This is a genomic window from Evansella halocellulosilytica (genome assembly GCF_002335745.1).
GTDB lineage: Bacteria > Bacillota > Bacilli > Bacillales > Salisediminibacteriaceae > Bacillus_CA > Bacillus_CA halocellulosilytica.
Map to the genome: position 1 here is coordinate 4791786 of NZ_NIST01000001.1, position 20217 is coordinate 4812002.

15 protein-coding genes are annotated in these 20217 nt (G+C 37.9%); 6 read left to right on the forward strand and 9 right to left on the reverse strand.

All coding sequences use genetic code 11. From position 1 onward, the window contains the following. Positions 1-24: 24 nt before the first annotated feature. From CD001_RS22640 to CD001_RS22675, 8 genes are all read right to left on the reverse strand, one after another. Positions 25-843: a carbohydrate ABC transporter permease gene (locus tag CD001_RS22640; protein ID WP_096189874.1), complete on the reverse strand. Its 819-nt coding sequence runs from the start codon at positions 841-843 to the stop codon at positions 25-27. After that, positions 840-1781 carry a carbohydrate ABC transporter permease gene (locus CD001_RS22645; protein ID WP_096189875.1) on the reverse strand — a complete coding sequence of 314 codons (942 nt, stop codon included), beginning with the start codon at positions 1779-1781 and terminating at the stop codon, positions 840-842. Before CD001_RS22645 ends, CD001_RS22640 begins: the two co-directional genes overlap by 4 nt. Before the next feature lie 124 nt (positions 1782-1905). Beyond that, positions 1906-3315, reverse strand: coding sequence for an ABC transporter substrate-binding protein (locus CD001_RS22650; RefSeq protein ID WP_257009907.1), 1410 nt, complete (start codon positions 3313-3315; stop codon positions 1906-1908). 915 nt (positions 3316-4230) lie between these two features. Next, positions 4231-5169, reverse strand: a complete 939-nt coding sequence (locus tag CD001_RS22655; protein WP_096189876.1) for an acetamidase/formamidase family protein — start codon at positions 5167-5169, stop codon at positions 4231-4233. 141 nt (positions 5170-5310) lie between these two features. Then, complete coding sequence (locus CD001_RS22660; protein WP_096189877.1) at positions 5311-6171, reverse strand: DegV family protein; 861 nt, start codon at positions 6169-6171, stop codon at positions 5311-5313. Positions 6172-7265: 1094 nt separating this feature from the next. Further along, positions 7266-7631: a hypothetical protein gene (locus CD001_RS22665; protein ID WP_142303630.1), complete on the reverse strand. Its 366-nt coding sequence runs from the start codon at positions 7629-7631 to the stop codon at positions 7266-7268. 193 nt (positions 7632-7824) lie between these two features. Beyond that, positions 7825-8268 (reverse strand): hypothetical protein, encoded by a 444-nt coding sequence (locus CD001_RS22670; protein WP_096189879.1) that lies wholly within the window; start codon positions 8266-8268, stop codon positions 7825-7827. Between the two features lie 141 nt (positions 8269-8409). After that, positions 8410-9486: a M42 family metallopeptidase gene (locus CD001_RS22675; protein WP_096189880.1), complete on the reverse strand. Its 1077-nt coding sequence runs from the start codon at positions 9484-9486 to the stop codon at positions 8410-8412. A gap of 323 nt (positions 9487-9809) precedes the next feature. Between CD001_RS22675 and CD001_RS22680 the strand changes: the two genes are divergently transcribed. Genes CD001_RS22680 through CD001_RS22690 form a run of 3 tightly spaced genes read left to right on the forward strand, consistent with a single transcriptional unit; the run spans position 9810 to position 13175 of the window. Continuing rightward, a complete protein-coding gene (locus CD001_RS22680) occupies positions 9810-10769 on the forward strand; it encodes an AAA family ATPase (protein WP_257009908.1) in 960 nt (319 codons plus the stop codon). Further along, entirely contained in the window at positions 10766-11986 is a 1221-nt protein-coding gene (locus CD001_RS22685; protein ID WP_096189881.1) for a DUF58 domain-containing protein, read from the forward strand. Before CD001_RS22680 ends, CD001_RS22685 begins: the two co-directional genes overlap by 4 nt. Next, positions 11967-13175 carry a hypothetical protein gene (locus CD001_RS22690; RefSeq protein ID WP_096189882.1) on the forward strand — a complete coding sequence of 403 codons (1209 nt, stop codon included), beginning with the start codon at positions 11967-11969 and terminating at the stop codon, positions 13173-13175. Before CD001_RS22685 ends, CD001_RS22690 begins: the two co-directional genes overlap by 20 nt. A gap of 124 nt (positions 13176-13299) precedes the next feature. On the opposite strand, the gene pulA is transcribed toward CD001_RS22690, so the two are convergent. Continuing rightward, a complete protein-coding gene (gene pulA / locus CD001_RS22695; protein ID WP_096189883.1) occupies positions 13300-15411 on the reverse strand; it encodes a type I pullulanase in 2112 nt (703 codons plus the stop codon). Positions 15412-15848: 437 nt separating this feature from the next. On the opposite strand from pulA, the gene glgB reads away from it, so the two are divergent. The 3 genes from glgB to glgD all read left to right on the forward strand — a co-directional run bounded on the left by glgB (position 15849) and on the right by glgD (position 20176). Beyond that, the gene (glgB, locus tag CD001_RS22700) at positions 15849-17816 is read left to right on the forward strand and encodes a 1,4-alpha-glucan branching protein GlgB (protein WP_096189884.1); all 1968 of its coding nucleotides are present in this window, start codon (positions 15849-15851) and stop codon (positions 17814-17816) included. 81 nt (positions 17817-17897) lie between these two features. Further along, complete coding sequence (locus CD001_RS22705) at positions 17898-19043, forward strand: glucose-1-phosphate adenylyltransferase (RefSeq protein WP_096189885.1); 1146 nt, start codon at positions 17898-17900, stop codon at positions 19041-19043. 26 nt (positions 19044-19069) lie between these two features. Continuing rightward, positions 19070-20176, forward strand: coding sequence for a glucose-1-phosphate adenylyltransferase subunit GlgD (glgD, locus tag CD001_RS22710; protein ID WP_096189886.1), 1107 nt, complete (start codon positions 19070-19072; stop codon positions 20174-20176). Positions 20177-20217 lie beyond the last annotated feature (41 nt).

Sequence of the window (20217 nt, forward strand, 5' to 3'; positions counted from 1 at the left end):
AGATCACTCCCTATCTGTTTTAAATTATCCCTTCACGGCTCCCATAGTGAGTCCACGAACGAGCTGTTTCTGCGTAAACCAGCCAAGAATGATGACAGGTAGAATTGAGATTGTTGCTGCAGCTGACATTTTCGCCCAGAAAAGCCCTTCTTGTGTCATATATCCAGCCATGTATACAGGCAAAGTCCCTGCATTTGTATAAGACAAACTAATCGAGAAGAAGAACTCATTCCAAGCAAATACCATACACAGCAATGCCGTTGACACAAGGCCTGGCCGAACAAGTGGGAAAACGATTTTGAAAAACGTTTGAATTCCCGTGGCACCATCGACCTGAGCTGCTTCAATTAACTCGTATGTAACTTCTTTAAAAAACGACCTCATCATCCATACGACAAGAGGTGTATTCATTCCTGCATACAAGATAATCAATCCTGTTAATGTATCTAATAAATTGATACTTTGGAAAATAAGGTAAATAGGAATGATAACCCCAGCAATCGGTAAAAACTTCGTTGAAATAAACCAAAACAAAATATCATTTGCTCTTTTCAGTTGGTACATCGCTAATGCAAAAGCCGCCGGTACTCCTAATAACAACGACAATGCGGTTGATGCCAATGTGACAATGATAGAGTTGGTCATATATCCTTGAGCCCCTGCACTCCAAACCGTCACAAAGTTATCAAAGATCGGTTGGAATAAGAGAGAAGGGGGCATAACAATTGCTTCTGATTCTGTTTTAAACCCTGTCGTTAATAACCATAGAATCGGAAAAAAGAACAAAAATGCTAACAAATACGTTATAGCTGTCGTTCCATGAGATTGTAGTTTTTTCCTCATGATAATTCCCCCTTAAATGTTCGACGTAAGAATAGGAATAGAACCATCATGACAGCAATCGTCATGACAACCGTAATGACACCTATGGTCGCGGCTCCTCCAATATCCCAGCTTTGAAAGGCAGTTCGAAAAGTATAAAAGGATAAGTTCGTTGAAGAGTAACCCGGTCCACCAGATGTCGTTACGTATAGCTTACCAAAAATTTGTAAAATAAAGATTAACCCTAACAGTAACACCACTTCGATGTATCGAAGTAAGTGCGGAATAACTATGTAAAAGAACGTTTGCAGCTTGTTAGCCCCATCTAACTGAGCTGACTCAATTAGTTCTTTCGAGACCGACTGGAGACCAGCAAGTAAAATCAGCATAAAAAATGGTGTCCACATCCATGTTACAATAATAATGATCGTTAATAATGGATACTGGGCTAACAAATCTACTGGTCGTGTACCTATTAAACTAGCAAAATATTCCGTTAACCCATAGTTAGGATTCATCACTAAATTTTTCCAAACAATACCGGATACAGCTGGCATAACAAAAAACGGTGTGACCAACATCGTACGGACCATTCCTCTTCCAATAAAATCCCGGTTCATTAATAAAGCAAACGTCATACCGAGGACAAGACACAGGAAAAGAGATGCTGATGTAAGTAAAAGTGTGTTAGAGACGACTTGCCAAAACGCCGACTCTGTTAAAATTCTTTGGTAATTTCCCCAACCATTAAACGTGACACCTAAGTCCGGGCGCATAATATTCCACCGTTGGAAACTAAAATAGATCGTTACGATAAACGGTATTTGCGTAACAATGAAAACAAAGATAAAAGCTGGAAGTAAGAGCCTCTTAATAGGTGGCTTTCGTTTTTTTGAAGCGGCCTTCTTTTCTTCCTTTACTGGCACGGAAGTTTGTTGTTCAATTTCTGTACTTTTCATTTATCGATCCCCCTTATTAAGACAATCTTACTTTTTAGATAAAAGGTGAATGTAAAGGAGAGATTTGATCCTCCTCTCCTCTCCTTTAACATCATGTCAACTTAGTAACCAACACGTTAAACTATTAGTTTTTATATCCGCCTTCTTCAGCAACTCGTTCAGCAATTGCTTGCCCCGTTTCCAGAGCTTCCTGTACAGATTGCTGTCCTGCAAGAGCGGAAGCAATTTCTTGACTCACTTCTGTACCGAGCTGTTGAAATTCTGGAATAGCAACATACTGAATGCCATAATACGGAACAGGGTCAACCGTTGGATTTCTAAAGTCTGTACGTTCCATCGACTCAAGAACAATCTCAGCAAAAGGGGCTACTTCTTGATATTCAGGATTTTCGTAAGTAGATTGACGTGTTCCAGGCGGTGCAACAACCCATCCTTTTTCTTCACCTACTTTTTCTACGTACTCACGGCTTGTAGCCCAAGTAATAAATTTAAAGGCATCGTCTTTGTTTTCACTCGCTGCACCAATTGCTAGAGACCAAGCCCATAACCAGCCATTGTCTTCCTTTGCTTGAGAAGGTGCAAATGCATAACCTATCTTATCAACGACATCTGAGTCATCTGGATTATTTAAAAAACCTGCAGCTACAGTTGCGTCATACCACATTCCAGCACGCTCAGTCGACATCAACGTTAACGCTTCTGTAAACCCTGTACTTGTTGCACCTGATTGACCATAGTCATTTACTAGGTCTACATAAAATTCAATCGCATCGACGAATTCATCATTCGTTAATTGTGCATTCCAATCCGTGTCATACCATTTACCACCAAAAGCATTCACAATTGTATTTAACGGAGCAAACATTTCTCCCCAACCAGGTAAACCACGAAGGATAATTCCTGGTACATCATTTGCTTCTTGGATCGCAGCAGCGATATTACGTACCTCTTCCCAAGTAGGGTTGAGTGGCACTTCTACTCCTGCATTTTCAACCATTTCCTTGTTGTAATATAAAATACTGCTTTCTCCATAGAACGGGAGCGCATAAAGTTCACCTTCATAAGATAGAGCATCTTTTAACGAGTCGAAGATATCATCCCTGTCATATGTATCTGCTTCTTCAGCACTCATTCCAGCAAAGTGATCCTCTAAAGAAACTACCCATTCATTCGCTGCCCAAATGGGTGCATCATACGTACCAATCGTCACGATATCAAATTGACCAGAGCCTAGTGCCACGTCCTCAGTTACTGTTCGACGCAGTTCATTTTCCGGTAAAACGATAAACTCAACATCAATACCAAACTCTTCTTCAAATTCCGGAGCCATATCTTGCATGATTTGCATGTCAGGGTTGTTTACCGTCGCAATCGTTAGTGCATCTGGATCCGTTTCAAATGCGGTATCATCTCCTCCCCCAGGAGCTGGAGGCGTATTTTCTTGATCAGCAGTAACCTCTCCATCTTCTCCGTTACAAGCAACCAGAAAAAACGTCAACATGCAACCTAAACTCAATAGCCATTTTTTTCTCATTCCGATTCCCCTTCCATTTCGTAATTTTCAGAATATAAATTGAATACGCTTTCATTCTATCAACGGGAAGATGGCACTTCTATCTTTCCATGTCACATCTTTGTCACATTTAAAAGTGACATTATTTAAGATATTGATGGAATAAGGGGTGGAAGGTTCTCTCTAACCATTAGTAAAACAGCACAATTACTGAATTTTAACAACCTTCCAATTGAAAAATAGGGGAGAATTTATTTTGCTGCCAATAGTAAAAATGAAATACTTTGTTATTTTTATACCAGATAAAACAAATAAGACAATACTAGTGAGCCATACAATATTTTCGGGAAAACATCCAGACCCGTACACCCACTTATCCGAACCTTTAGTGTATGTGCCGTATCCAAAAACTTTGAAATGAAAGGATCCGTATGAACAATCTAAACCGCACTCTACATAACGAAAAGAAATTGATGCCTGAAAAACGAGACACCAATTAATTTACACCATTCATAAAAGTTATAACAATCAAAGAGTGGACAGGAATTAAACGAGAGTTTTTTGACCCAATATTATTTGGAGAGCATTGGGGAAAAGGTACAATAAGCCAAGGGTTTGGAAAGGAGTCCCGTTACGGATAACATATAGCTATAATGGACGAAGGTTAGAAGATCGTTGTTGAAGGGTATGATGTAGGAAAACGAGAGGATTCAAAAGAACTTCATCATTTCACGAAAAGTTTGCCGCTCGAAAATGCGCTTCACTCTAATATGATTCTCGCTTACGAATATTCTTCAATGTATAACAGTTATTCTCATCAGTTACGGTCTCATGTTTTAATTACCATCCTCTTGACATCTACCTCCGTTCTATTAATTCTTGCCATTGAAAAAAGCCAGCCATAACGTAACAACTAGCTGACTTTGACATACTTGATTATTTAAATATATCTAATGGTAAAAACGCAGATACGAGATAATGAGGCACATCGACTACTTCACTAATTTTCACATCAACTGCCACACTGCACAATGCATAAGCTTCATTGTCAGTTAATCCATATACACTTATCAGATGTTCGATCATATAGCTGATTGATTTCTTCGTTGCAATCATTAAATCTTCACCATAACCCGTTGTCACATAGTATCCTTTTTCACTTTGCCCTGATTTTAAAGGGCCTGGAGTCGTAAACTGAGGCTCTTTTATTTGCTTTCCTTTATGAAGCTTAAATCGTAACTGAATGTCCATAGGCGCTTCAATAGCTGTTCCGCAAACTTCACCATCTCCTTGGGCAGCATGAGTATCTCCTACTGAAAATAGTGCACCTTCAACCCATACAGGAAGATAGAGCTTTGTACCTTTTGTTAAATGACGAATATCCATATTCCCACCATTCTTTCTTGGAGGAACAACACTATGCGCCCCTGCTTCAGGAAGCGCGACACCGATCGTACCGGGAAAAGGGTTAGTAGGTAGTTCAATCCCAGGTAGAAACTCTGCCTTCTTATTTTTTTCAAGGTCCCAAATTTTCAAGTATGGATCAATAAATTCATCGTTTAACAACCCGAAACCAGGTATAATCGCTGTCCAGCCCCAGCTCTGCGGACCAAATCCTTCAATTTCAACCTCTAACGTATCACCTGGTTTTGCCCCTTCAATATAAACAGGACCTGTTACTGGGTTCACCTTTGCAAAATCTAAAAGTGGAACGTCTTCTGATGTTGATGTTTTTGAAAGTTGTCCTCCAGAAGCATCTAAAACTTCAAAATGAACACTTTTTCCTGAAGAAACAGATAGAGCTGGTTCAATGCTTTGATCCCAGACAACATGATGACAATGTCGATGAATTGTGTGAGCGTGACGAGCGTTCACAATATCTCCCCCCTATTTATTCGATCATTGCATAGTCCTTTTATATTATCATATTTTTCTGACTTTTAATCAATCTAGTATCATTAACCACTTCTAGTTATTAAAACAAAAGAAACGCTGCATAGTTGCAACGTTTATCGACTACTTCTTATATTCATTGTGCCACACTAATGCAAGTGTCCCCTCACCAGCATGTACGGCAATCGAAGAACTTATATCACCAATAAACACCTTCAAATCCGGCATTTGCTCATTCAGCTTCGTTTTTAGTTCTTGTGCTTCCTCCATAACATTTCCATGCATAATATTTACTTGCTTGATGACATATGTATCATACGATTCCTTCAGCAACTCTATTAATCTATTCACAGCTTTCTTTTCAGAACGGATTTTCTGAAACAATTTAAATTCACCAGTTTTATTAATTCGGATTACCGGTTTAATTTGCAAAAGATTCCCTAATAAGTATTGTGCTCCTGTCATCCTTCCACCTTTATAAAATTGCTCTAAGCTTCCGAGTAAAATGAAGTTTTCAGATTTTCCCGCTTCGCTTCTTAAGTCTTTTGCAATTTCTTCTGCAGAGTTCCCTTCCCTTTCCTTCTCCATTCCTTTTTCCAATAACGTTGTAATGGCATAAGACATTGAAAGAGAGTCGACCACCTTCACATCAAACTCCGCCATTTTTGCTCCTGAAGTTGAACTGTCTAATGTCCCACTCAATTTACTAGAAATATGTATCGCAATCGCTTGATCATAATCCTCTTTAAGTGTTTCATATAATTGTGCAAACCTCCCAGCAGAAGGCTGAGACGTTTTCGGTACTTCCTTATTTGACCGAATATGTTCATATAATTGATCTGTCGTTAAATCAATCCCGTCATCATATGCCCCGTCTTCAAAAATAATACCGATAGGCAAAGTAAACACATCAGGATGATTCTTTAAATCCTCTGTCAAAAAGGCAGTACTATCTGTAACCCAAGCCACTCTCTTTTTCTTCATCCCCTCATCCCTTCTCTATATGTTAACGCATTCAAGAATAGTTTTATTATACAAGTATTTGCAATTAATACCAAGTGTTAATTGTTCCTATTAAAATCAGGTTCTAACTTCTTCAGTGAAACTTAACGACCATTGCTCGACAACTTGTTTCGTATCTATGAGAAAAAAAGAGCAAATTTGCCGTTAATTTACTCTCAATTGTTTTTATATTTAGGTGCGATTCTATCCCTTTGCCTATCTAAAAGCCTGTCTTCGGATTTCTGAAGGCTAATTTGCATTTCACCCGAATGTCGGTGAGGGGCAAAGAACAGGTTAAAAACGAAATAGGGTTTGCCCTAATGGCGGTGAACTTGAGAAAGTACACCGCTTGACAGTTTCATCAACCTATTTTAAATCAACAAAACGGTGCCAACTATCAAAAAGCGATAATGGACACCGTTTTTTACTTAATTTGATACTGTTTTGTCTAGCCCCTTTTAATTTCACTTAACCACCAGAGCCCCTTAAGGGACTTTATTTAATTTGGTCCGTGAGTTTTTCGAGGATATCCCTTTTCATCATCAAATAGCATTCGAAATCGCTATAGGCGGACGCTTTCACTCCAAAGCACAAGTGCGACATCTACTCGTGCTGCACTTCGTTTGCATTCGTAGTGTCTTCTTTGCTGTGGGCAATGCCTCAACTTCCTAGGTGTCACACCTTGTGGCACTTAGGGGATTTTCGACGATTGATTTTCCCGCCTGAGTCACCGCCTAGCGCTCTTTCGAGTACATGATAATAGTTAAATGACATGCTAATAGCAGAAAAAACGTTGTGGGAAGTTGTATCTCAGCTCATTTTATCTCATTTAAATGGAAATGGGCTTTTGTTATCAAAGATATTTATGTTCATTTCGTATCCATCATTTAAGATCATAAATGACATGACGCAAATAAAGTTATCATCAAAAGGTGGAAGATACTGAGACTGTCTCTTCCTCTACTAGTATGGCTCTGCCGATTATCCGTCGAGACAAATCGGTGTATTTCGAAGAAGCAATGCTCTTTCCTACGGAAAAACGGCGAGTTGAGATACCCTTCGAGCTTGAAGTTGCGTCAAAGCATGGAGAAGTTGCGCAAGAGCGGATGTCGCACTTGTGCCCTGAGGTGAAAACAAGCAAAAGCTACTGCGACGAGTAACCGCAGGAGCATATCTTTTCGTGCGACAAGTAACCGCAGGAGCATATCTTTTCGTGCGACGAGTAACCGCAGGAGCATATCTTTTCGTGCGACGAGTAACCGCAGGAGCATATCTTTTCGTGCGACGAGTAACCGCAGGAGCATATCTTTTCGTGCGACGAGTAACCGCAGGAGCATATCTTTTCGTGCGACGAGTAACCGCAGGAGCATATCTTTTCGTGCGACGAGTAACCGCAGGAGCAACGAGCGACTCTTCGCTGATTTCTCTAATAGTACCGTCAAGAGAAGATTTCGTGACCCTTGACGGTAGGAAAAGCAGAAAAAGGACCGTCAAGAGAAGATTTCGAGTCCCTTGGCGGTAGGAAAAGCAGTCGAGCTGCTTCGTGGCATTCACTTCTTCGATTATTCGTTACTTTTAAAGAGAGATCACGAATACAATCCTTAAAGATTTATTTTCACAGGCAGAGCCTGTGATTTACAAAGAATATAATAAGAAAAATAATAGAATCGGAGATAATGAAAGGATCACTTTATGAGTCGGTTTTTTCAATCGTTTCACTTCATCAAATACGATGACAATTGTTGCAACTAATATAGTCAAAACGATAAATAAATAAGTTTCATTAAAAAGGATATATCCAATGGATGCAGCAATAAGAATATGAAATATGACATTTACAAAGAATCTTATTTTTCCAGTAAGTTTTTCTGTAATAACCCCTGCTAACATCGTTGTCGGAAACCCAAAAACAAACATTAACAACGTTCCTATAATAGCAAAGAATAAAAAGTATTGCAGATAATTTTCGAAACTGAAATGTTGAAAAGGACTGTTAAGGTCAATTGCAAGGACCAAAGGAATTACGATCAATGATAAAACAGTTGCTTTTAACATAACGATAAACTTTTCATATATCATTTAACCACCCCACCATCACTTTATCTGTAACCAGAAAATGACAATGATCGAATAAAGAAATATTTTAAGCGGACATAGAGTCCTGTATGACCTCGATACTGCTCTTTTTATAAAAGGTTGTTTAACTGAACGATTGTCCGCTTAAATAAAGGACATACTCCCCCAATCATTTTGTGAAAGAATCAATGATTTTAATAGTTGTAAACCTTGTTCAAAATCAGTTAAGTTCGCTACCTCGACTGGTGAATGCGAATATCTCCTTGCAAACGTAATTGCTCCTCCTAAAATTCCTTCTCGTTCTAAGTGGACAGCTGCTAAATCAGTTGTTGCACCGCTCATGACTGCTAATTGAATCGGAATCTTCTCATTATCCGCAGTTTGTACGATCAATTCCTTCATTTGTGCAGACATAATATTTCCTCTGACTGCTCCGCCGGCTAGTGCAGGGATGACCGGACCTTTACCAATCCCGACAGGATATCCAGTTCCCATGCTGTCTGGTGTATCTGCACATGGAATTGTATCCAATACGAAAGCAAAATCTGGATTTACTTTATATGCAGCTGTTTTTGCTCCTCTTAACCCTACCTCCTCTTGAACAGCAATAACCCCAACTACTGTCCCTGAAAACTCCTTTTCATCCAATGCCTTAAACAGCTCTAACAACAGAATACAGCAGCTCCTGTTATCAATCGCCTTGCCACAAATTAAATCGGTATTTGTAAAACGTTCTAGTTCACTAATATATGTAATTGGATCGCCTATTGTTATACCAAGCTTTGAAACTTCATCACGTGATGATGCACCGACATCAACATATAAGTCATAGATGGACGGCACAACTTTGCGTTCTTCCATAGTTTGAAGGTGTCCGGCTTTTACACCAATCACTCCAAAATGTCCATTTACATTTACCTTTCTTCCGATCATGAGAGCTTCAAGCATCCCGCCAGTACGTTCGATACGTATAAAACCATTCTCATCAATATCCCTGACAACACAGCCAATCTCATCTGAATGAGCAGATACCATGATTTTCGGACCCGGATGACTCCCTTTCTTATATGCATAAATATTGCCCATATGATCAATTTCAAGGTCGTCTGAATATGGTTCGAATAAATCGACTAACTTCCTAACAATGTGTTTTTCATGACCAGGACTACCTTGGATTGCTGCTACTTCTTTTAACTGTTCATAAAACTGTTCTTTAAACATAATTGTCCTCCAATGCGATATTTTCTTTATTTTCACACAAATATAATTATTTCGCAATCCGAAATAAATTTTTGAGAACCCACGGTACCCATGACTCACCCTCCATCTTTTAAATGAACACTATAAGGAAATATCCCTTATATTTTACAAATATTTTGAAACTATCTGAATACTTTTTTCGTATAATAAATGATCTTCCATTCAATTTTTGTCATTTAATTGTAAAATTAAGCTCGTTAATTTCAAAATTATTCGACACTTTCACGAAATATTGAAGTACAATAAAAAGAAAAATATTAGTACATATACAAGGGGGACTTCATGTGAATAACAAGCAACAAAATATCTTGAAATCTATCACTACATCAATTAGTAATGTGTTAGTAGGTAAAGAACAAATGACCGAAATGATGTTAGTCTCGTTATTAAGTAAGGGACATATTTTACTAGAAGATGTTCCAGGTACAGGAAAGACCATGTTTGCAAAAACGATTGCAAAATGTATCGATGCGTCGTTTAAAAGAATTCAATTTACTCCGGATGTCCTGCCAAATGATGTAACTGGTATTCAATTTTTTAATCCGAAAGATAAAAATTTTGAACTTCGTCCAGGTCCAGTCATGACAAACATATTATTAACGGATGAAATTAACCGTGCAACACCGAGAACACAGTCAAGTTTACTTGAGGTGATGGAAGAAGGACAAGTGACGATTGATGGGGAAACGCTCCAGCTCCCTGAACCGTTTATTGTGATTGCGACTCAAAATCCGGTTGAATCACAACAAGGAACTTTCTATCTTCCAGAAGCACAAATGGACAGGTTTCTAATGCAAATTCGTGCCGGTTATCCAACTGTTGAAGAAGAGCAGCAAATGTTAAAAATGTATAAGGAAAAGTCACCAATTGATAAGATTAAACCTGTCATCACATTAGAGGATATTAAACAAATGCAATCAGAGGTAAAAAAAGTGACTGTAAATGACACCGTAGAAAACTACTTATTAGCGATTGTTCAAGCAACAAGAGAATCAGAGGATACCGAAATCGGAGTAAGCCCGCGAGGAACACTTGCACTCATGTATAGTTCACAGGCGCTCGCTTATTTACACGGTAGAAATTACGTCATTCCTGACGATGTAAAACGACTCGCTCCATACGTTCTTGCCCATCGACTCGTCCTAACCCTTGACAGCTCGATGAAAAAATCAAAAGAAGACGTTTTACATACCATTGTTGAGAATAAAGTTGAAGTACCCGTTGAGGCAGGGAATATCAAATGAGGAAGCATTGGCGTCATCAAGTAGATTCAGCAAAGTTTGATCACCTTCTCAATGCTGCGATTCCATTTTTAATCATTTTAGGAATAATGACAAATGAGATTTTATTGTTAAGTATCGCCTTCTTTTTCGCCTTTATCATTTTGCTGAATAAATGGTATTTATCTTACGTTAAAAAGCAAATTCATGTAATCAACCATTCACAAACGAAAAGGTTGTTTCCGAATGATGAAAGTGAACTCGTTATTCCTTTTGAAAATGTCGGTAAAATACCGATTATAAGTGGAAAATGGTGGTTTAACTTGTACGACTCCGATGAGTCAATAAAAGTGATGAATAATCGACAATTTGAAGAGAATAACTTTACGTATCAACAAGCCTTTTCTCTCCCTCCTTTAACGAAAAGAGAGTTTCTAATACCGATAAGAGCACAGAAAAGAGGGATTGCCCAAGTACGCTCTATTGAAGTCGTCATTTATGACCTCTTTAAAATAAACGCTGTACGAATGCAATATGAAGGTCCGTTTCGTGAAGAAGCGATTGTCTATCCTTCATTTACAGTTGTAGATTCATTGGCAAAAGTAATACAGAACGAACGAGGATATCAGCCTCAGCATTTTTCATTACATGAGGAAACGATGCTTACGCGTGGTACTAGAGAATACGTCTCAAGTGATCCATTTAACAGAATTAATTGGAAAGCATCTGCACGTACTGATCAACTGCAAACGAAAGTATACGAGAAAGTGACGATTTCACGCTGGACATTTGTTGTGAACATTCGCGATGAGAACCCTTTACAGCCAACATTGCTACAGTTAGAGAAAGTGCTCAGTCAAGTTGCTTTTGCTTGTCAGTTTGCGACAAAAAATAATATTCATTATGACCTTTATGTCAACTTAAGAATTCCGAATTCAACAATCGGTCTTTACCTCCCCGCAGGTCACGGGAAAAGACATTTAATGAGAGCGTTAGAAATTTTGTCACGAATCAGAAAGGCAAATATGACAACACCGATTGACAAGGCGCTCTCTTCTATTGTATCAGACCCTGGTCATTATTCTGTTTTATTCCATTTCGGAACATTTGGAGAGGAAGAAGGGTCATACTACTCGTTGGCCAAACAGCTTGGTCTTCAGATTCACCGCATACCTTTCTTTGAAACAGATGATAACCTTCAAGACAGTGGAGGTGACCGCCATGAAGCCTTGGCAAACTGAAGTTTCCCGCTGGATGTTCTTCCTTATCGAAATGACGTTCGTTTACTTAATCATTTATGCGCTTTATATCTTTGAAGGGACTGCCGCTTATTTAATTCCATTTATGATCATATGTATTGTCAGTGCCTGTACCTACAGGCTCATAGTCGGAAAAACGAAATCAGTCAAATATACTGCTGCAGCTGTTCCATTCATCTTTCTTTTAGGGATGATTTTAGGGTTCGAATACTATCTGGCCGCACTCCTGTCAGTCATTTTATTTTGGCGAGTCTTAACACTTTATGAAGAATCGGAACAAGATCATGATTTAAAACTGTTTTCATTCACTTTTGGATTTGGCCTTTTATTTTATCTGTTGTTTTACCAAGTCGATTCAAATTACTTTTTTATTGTCATTATCTTCACTCAATTCCTATTCGTTTTACTGTATAAAGCCGTACATGCTATTTTTAAAACCTCCAAGGAGAATGAACGATCAAGCTCATACTTAAAATGGCTAATCGGCACGATCATTGGACTGGGCAGCATTTCAGTTTTTTTAGGAATGCTATCCCCTGTTGTTAAGGCGTTATTTCTTTCTATTGTCGGTTTAATCGTACAACTGTCTTATGTAGTATCACGCCCCATCCTTTATAGCTTCGGATTAATTGGAAGAGAAGATGAAGGGGGAGCAAGTGACGAGAGTGAACAAATCTATGATGGTTATGGCGAATTCATTGAAGAAATGAGACAAACAAATGTAGATGATACGTTTATCGGGTCAATGATGTTTTACTGGATTGTATTAAGTATTCTCCTCATTATCGCTTTTATCTACATCATTAAAATGAAATGGCGTTTTAAAAATGAGGATGAAGCGAAAGAATCGTCTACAGACTCTGCTATTGAACCTGTACACACTCCTCATTTCATTGAAAAAATAAAAAATCGCTTTCTATCAAACAATGAAGTGCGAAAATTATTGTACGAATTAGAAGTCAATTGTGCTAAACACGGGTATGGCCGACGATATTCAGAAACATTGGCTGAATGGATGTTCAGACTTCCTGTTGAAAATACTGTAAAACACATCATATTACATACGTATCAGTCAGTACGATATGCTGATAAGAAAATCAGCACGAGTGACAGAAACAAATACAAAGAAGCGATTAAAATAGCAAAAAAACAATTAAAAGATGCTTCATAATTCTATGAGAGGAAATTGCTTTTGAGCCAGGAGATACTGCCCCTGGTTCAAAAGCTGTTCGGCATTTTCAAGTCATGCACTCTCACAAGTGAGTAAAACGATGAAACAGACAAATAGAAAGGTTCTAGTTACTACACCGGCTTTTTTTAATCACTAACAGCTCATAATGATCAATAAAACCGAATTCTCCTATAAATTGGTGTGTTTTCCTAGTAGGCTCTGAATTGGATGCTAGAATTTCCCATGTGCCTGCTGAAGGTAATCGAAGCTTATGCATCGTTGATGTTGGATTAACATAAACTGCAAGGTCTTCGCAGGCATCAAAAAGAGTAAAGCCGAATACAGTTCCCTCTGTCTCTAACATATGAATATGATGTTGTATCTCTTCTTTAGACGATAAACGAAAAACGTTATACGTTTTTCTAACCTTTATTAACGTTCGAATAAATTCAATCGTTTTATCTTCTAATTCTCGTCTCCCCCAATCGAGCATGTTAATATGATCACCTGAAATATAGCTGTTCCCATCACCTTTCTTCGACCTGAACCACTCTTGACCCGCATGAAGAAAAGGGATGCCTTGACTTAATAGCGTCAGTCCGGTTGCTAATTGATGGATTCGCTTCCTTTCAAACTCCTTATCGTTAGAGTTTGAATGTTGCAGCCGATCCCATAACGTGTGGTTGTCATGGCATTCTACATAGTTAACAGATTGAGATACGTGCGACACAAATGGTTCTCCATACATATCCAAAACCGAGCCAGTCACGAGATGAGGCATCTTTTCACTAAAACGACCACTTCCATTAACAAATCCTTTCTCCTCTAAGTTAAATAAATGTCCTTTTAGCGAATCACGGAAAAAATCATTAAAAAACGCAATCCCCTTAATTTGATTCGACTGATTCGCTGTCGTCTTTAATGAATGATGTAATGCAGTCGGAAGGTCCCATCCTTCGCCTAGCAAGAGGATTTTCGACTCTTCCATTGAACAACGGTGTTCTATTTTTTGCATCGTATCAAGATCAATCGCCCCCATTAAATCAAACCGAAACCCATCTACTTTATATTCAGTAAGCCAATAGTCAATTGTATCAATGATGAACTTTTGAACCATCACTTTCTCTGTGGCAAGATCATTCCCAACCCCAGTCCCATTACTAATTGTCCCGTCAGCATGATACCTAAAATAATAACCCGGTACAATTTTTTCGAAAGGAGATTCTTCTCTTATAAATACGTGATTGAACACAACATCGATAATGACACCAAGACGTAGTTCATGAAAAGCTGCAATCATTTCTTTACATTCACGAATACGCGCTACTGGATCATTAGGATCTGTTGCATAGCTTCCTTCTGGTACTTGAAAAAACAGTGGGTCATATCCCCAATTGTAATGTTGAGCTGGATCATTTTCATCGACTCTTGCAAAATCATTAATCGGTAACAATTGAACATGTGTAACACCTAATTCCTTTATATAAGAAAGTCCGGTGGAGTAACCATTCGCTGTCTTTGTCTCTTTTTCAGCCAACCCTAAAAATTTTCCTTTATGTGTTACACCACTGTTTTCGTGAATCGATGCATCTCGAACGTGTAATTCATAAATCACTGCATCTTGAGCACGTGTTAATGAAGGCCTTTCCTGGTTATTGATAAAAGGAGAATTTGTACGCTCTAAATCAATGACAACCCCTTTCTCACTGTTCGCTAACATCCCTTTCGTATAAGGATCATTTACACGAACCAGTTCCCCATTAACGATGAGCTCATATTCATAGACTGCCCCGTGCCAATCACCTAGTATGTCCGCTTTCCAAACACCTCTTGATAATTTTTTCATGTAAAAAATATTATTATCCAAAAATAACTTTACCGAAGTTGCTATCGGTGCCCATATTGTAAATGATGTAGCTTCCTTTCTATATAAAGTCCCCAATTGTGTATTTGCAGCAGTATAATTCTCTTCAAACCAAGTTGTATGAATCACTTTCCTAGGATAGATTTGAAAGCGTTTACTCTCTATATATAGTACGAGTTCCTCTCCTAATGGGAGTTCGTTTCCTACTGAAAATTTTGCTTCATCTCTTTCAGTATAACCTTCGAAATGAGCAGCAAATTCCTTTTTTCCATATCTTACAATCGGTTTATCACCAATTCTTATTCCTTTTAATTGATCAGAATCAATTATAATTTCGTGGACGCCATCTAACCATGCTACTTGTACAGACACAGGACATTCCTCTTTTCATCAAATGTCATTATATGTTTACTTTATTCACTTTCCATTCAATCCGTATCACTCAATTGCCGCTTATTGTCATTGCGAAAACATGTTTTTTCATCATAAACTTATTCCGTTTCATTAAAACAAAAACATTCTACAAATCCGTATATATATGCATTACTATAATCAAATAATTTCTTCGTCACAAAGTGACATAACCCCCTATTTCCCTGTTGAAATTGTCATAAACTTTTGCAATAAATGTACCGTAATTTCCGTTATAATAAATAATCATTAATTTTAAAAAATGATATAAATTATTTTTCAATACATATTAATTTTAACTTAACATTATTTTACGAACGTATATAAATACAATGAGACAACTATTCATTCTTATTCATTCTTCTATCCATTGCGCGCGAAAGGAGTTTTAGGACCATATGAATGATCACATTTCTGCAGAGGATCTCTATTTATTTCACCAAGGAACCCATTACTACAGCTACAGATTTCTCGGTAGCCATGAAGGAATATTCAATGGAAAGAAAGGCTATTGCTTTTCAGTTTGGGCACCGAATGCTGCTCAAGTTCGTCTTGTCGGTCATTTTAACAATTGGGATGGCTCTGGCTATGAATTAAGAAAAGTGAATGCTGAAGGAATATGGTTTCGCTTTTTTGAATCAATTCCAAGCGGAGCTGCTTACAAATACGAAATCACGACACCAAAAGGAATACAGCAATTAAAAGCAGATCCTTATGCATTTCAATCTGAACTTAGACCTGCAACTGCATCTGTGACAACACCGCTTTCTTCATACGTATGGGATGATGCTGATTGGACAACAAAAAAAGCAGAATCTGACCCGCTCTCGGAACCGATCAATATCTATGAAGTTCATGCAGGCTCGTGGAAAAAACATGATGATGGCTCGCTTTTAACCTATAAAGAACTTGCAGCAGAGCTCATTCCGTATGTCAAATCTCTAGGCTATACACATATAGAGCTCCTGCCAATCGGAGAACACCCATTTGATTTATCTTGGGGTTATCAACAAACTGGCTATTATTCAGTTACATCCCGTTACGGCCATCGAGATGATTTTAAATTTTTTATTGATCAGTGTCATCAGGAGAATATTGGAGTCATATTAGACTGGGTGCCTGGGCATTTTTGTAAAGATGAGCAAGGGCTGCGACTATTTGATGGTACTCCGTTATATGAATATGCAGATGAGAGAAAAGCGGAGAAAACGCAGTGGGGAACGTTAACATTTGATTTCGGAAGACCTGAAGTTCAAAGCTACTTAATTTCAAATGCCCTTTACTGGCTTGATGAGTTCCATATAGATGGTTTAAGAGTTGACGCAGTTGCCAGTATGATCTACTTAAATTTCGATAAAAAAGCGGAAGATGAAAAAATATATAACTATTACGGGGGTGAAGAAAACCTTGAAGCAACTGCATTATTAAAAAAATTAAATGAAATTATTTTTCATTATAAGCCAAACACACTAATGATGGCCGAAGATAGTTCCGATTTGCCATTAATCACGTCACCTACTTATTTAGGCGGACTAGGTTTTAACTTCAAATGGAACATGGGTTGGATGAACGATACGCTTGAATATATAGAACGTGATCCAGTATATCGCAAATGGCATCACGAGAATTTGACATTTCCCATTATGTACACGTACTCAGAAAACTTCCTTCTCCCCTTGTCACACGATGAAGTCGTCCATGGGAAGAAATCTTTACTCGATAAAATGCCAGGTGATCAATGGCAGCAATTCGCTAACCTACGTTTATTATATGGATATATGATGACTCACCCTGGAAAAAAGCTTTTATTTATGGGCGGTGAATTTGGACAATATGCAGAATGGAAAGACAAGGAACAACTTGATTGGCACTTGCTAGATTATCCTTTACACCGCTCAATGTTTGAATATGTCAAAGCTTTAAATCAATTTTATTTACAAGAATCCTCTTTATATGAAGGTGACCACAACCCTGGCGGCTATGAATGGATTGATCCTCATAATCCTGATCAAAGTATTATCACATTTCTAAGACGAGGTTCTTCCACTCATAATGAATTAATTGTTGTATGCAATTTCACACCAAACGTGTATTACGATTATAAAATCGGAGTGCCTAAACCCGGAACTTATCTGGAAGTGTTTAATTCTGACGCAAAAATGTATGCAGGATCTAATCAACTAAACGAAGGAAGTCACTTTAGCTTTCCTAAAAGATGGCACGGTTTTGATCAGCATATAAAAATAAAAATCCCGCCATTAGCTGTCTCCATATTTAAAAGAACTGTTCAAATAGAAGACAAAAAGAACCCGAGTAAGCAATTCGCTTCAGAGGAAAGTGCGGCGGAACGCCGCCTTGGAGAATGACAGGATAGGCAAAAGTAATTCTCAAAACACTCTGGGCATTATACAACTTATCACATTGATCATCACCAAGGGGGTTATGAAATGAAAAAAGAATGTGTCGGAATGTTATTAGCTGGAGGAGAAGGCAAACGTCTTGGATTATTAACAAAGAAATTAGCAAAACCTGCCGTTCATTTCGGTGGGAAATACCGAATCATTGATTTTACATTAAGTAATTGCACTCATTCAGGAATTCATACCGTTGGTGTTCTTACACAATATTCTCCTTTCGAGCTTAACAAGCATATCGGCATAGGCAAACCATGGGATTTAGACCGCCAGTACGATGGAGTATCAATTCTTTCGCCATACACAGCAAAAGAAGGAGGCAGTTGGTATTCTGGAACTGCGGATGCCATTTATAAAAATATTCATTTTATCGAACAGTATGATCCTGAATATGTATTAGTCATTTCAGGAGATCACATTTATCAAATGAACTACCAAAACTTGTTGTACCAACATAAAGCAACAGGTGCGGATGCAACGATATCTGTCATGGAAGTTCCATGGGCAGAAGCCTCACGTTTCGGAATTTTAAATACGACTGATACGATGCAGATTTATGAGTTTGACGAAAAACCACAGAACCCGAAAAGTAACTTAGCCTCTATGGGAATTTATATTTTTAACTGGAAAACCTTAAAGTCATATTTAATTGAGGACAATAAAAAAATTGATTCAGCCCACGACTTTGGTAAAGATATTATCCCAGCAATGCTGCAAAATGAACAAAAATTGTTTGCTTACCGCTTCGAAGGATATTGGAAAGATGTTGGGACAGTACAAAGTTACTGGGAAGCAAATATGGATTTGTTAGAAGAAGATTTATCCCTCTCTTTGAATAATAAAAACTGGCGTACATTTTCTCACGATACAAATTATCCACCGCAGTTTATAGAAAGCCATGCGGTCGTCACCCATTCATTAATTAATTCAGGGTGCTGGATTTCCGGATCTGTTCATCATTCAGTTCTTTTTACGAATGTATCCGTCGATGATGGAGCCTCTATAAAATATTCAATTTTGCATCCTAATGTAAAGATAGGAAAAAACGCTACATTAGAACGTGCAATCGTAATGGAAAATACGGAGATTCCTGAAGGTCTTCATATTACATCTCCGTCTGATCATGAACCGTTAGTAATCGACCAAAATAGTTTAGAACTAATGATGTCGAAATCATAAATGTTTCCTGCAGGGAGGAGTTAAAAATGGAATCGATGATGGGACTAATTAACTTAGAAAATGAACATGACTTTTTAAATGAGCTTACCTATTTCCGCTGTGGAGCAGCTGTACCATTTGCCGGACGGTACCGACTCATTGATTTTACATTGTCAAACATGGTGAAGTCACATATTCAAGAAATCGCCATTTTTACAAGGAAAAAATACCGTTCATTAATGGACCACCTCGGTACAGGTGCTGACTGGGAACTAGACCGAAGACACGGTGGATTGTTCATACTCCCGCCAGATTGGAATGATCCGACAGATGTTTCCAAAGGAGACCTCAGGCATTTTCATAATAACCGTGATTTTTTTGAACGTAGCAATTCAAATTTCGTTTTAGTGAGCGGCAGTCAATTCGTTTCTAACAGTAATTATCAAAAAGCCTTTCAACTTCATTTAGAACGAAAAGCCGATATTACCTTTATTACAACGACTGTTGAAAATTTAAAATCTGAACACCAACCATACTTACGAATAGAAAAAGATGAAGAAAATTGGGTAACGAAGGTGACGAATGATTCTCATAATCCGCTTCTCTTTACCGGAGTGTACATCATTAATAAAAAACTATTAATGGAACTAGTCAATGACTGTATCGCCTATAATAAAGATCATATTTTGTTAAATGGACTTATTGAAAACATCGATAAGTTAAAGATACAAACGTTTGAACATAAAGGATACTCTGCTTTTATTAATTCTATTGAAAGCTTTTATCGTAACAATATGAAACTACTTTCGTCAGAAAATTATCGGAACTTATTTTACAAAAAACCATTTATCCTTACAAAAATAAGTAACGAGCCGCCAACGAAATATCGCGAACAAGCAGAAGTTCATTCTTCTTTAATTGCAAATGGCTGTGACATTCATGGTGAAGTGGAAAACAGCTTGCTGTTTCGTGGTGTAAAAGTGAAAGAAGGAGCAAAAATAAAAAATTCAATTATTATGCAAAGGTGCGCGATCGAATCAAATGTTTACTTAGAAAACGTCATATTAGATAAAGATGTCAGAATTACCGAAGGTCAGACATTGATCGGATGCAAAGAACAACCATATGTCGTCGCAAAACGAAAAGTCATGTAATAAGAAAAGCGGAAGTACCTTGGTCATCGACGAAGAAAACT

Bases quoted from the DNA above. Each gene is read 5' to 3' on its own strand.
- CD001_RS22640 (WP_096189874.1), bottom strand. From the start codon at position 843: ATGAGGAAAAAACTACAATCTCATGGAACGACAGCTATAACGTATTTG.
- CD001_RS22645 (WP_096189875.1), bottom strand. From the start codon at position 1,781: ATGAAAAGTACAGAAATTGAACAACAAACTTCCGTGCCAGTAAAGGAA.
- CD001_RS22650 (WP_257009907.1), bottom strand. From the start codon at position 3,315: ATGAGAAAAAAATGGCTATTGAGTTTAGGTTGCATGTTGACGTTTTTT.
- CD001_RS22660 (WP_096189877.1), bottom strand. From the start codon at position 6,171: ATGAAGAAAAAGAGAGTGGCTTGGGTTACAGATAGTACTGCCTTTTTG.
- CD001_RS22670 (WP_096189879.1), bottom strand. From the start codon at position 8,268: ATGATATATGAAAAGTTTATCGTTATGTTAAAAGCAACTGTTTTATCA.
- CD001_RS22675 (WP_096189880.1), bottom strand. From the start codon at position 9,486: ATGTTTAAAGAACAGTTTTATGAACAGTTAAAAGAAGTAGCAGCAATC.
- CD001_RS22685 (WP_096189881.1), top strand. From the start codon at position 10,766: ATGAGGAAGCATTGGCGTCATCAAGTAGATTCAGCAAAGTTTGATCAC.
- CD001_RS22690 (WP_096189882.1), top strand. From the start codon at position 11,967: ATGAAGCCTTGGCAAACTGAAGTTTCCCGCTGGATGTTCTTCCTTATC.
- glgB (WP_096189884.1), top strand. From the start codon at position 15,849: ATGAATGATCACATTTCTGCAGAGGATCTCTATTTATTTCACCAAGGA.
- CD001_RS22705 (WP_096189885.1), top strand. From the start codon at position 17,898: ATGAAAAAAGAATGTGTCGGAATGTTATTAGCTGGAGGAGAAGGCAAA.
- glgD (WP_096189886.1), top strand. From the start codon at position 19,070: ATGGAATCGATGATGGGACTAATTAACTTAGAAAATGAACATGACTTT.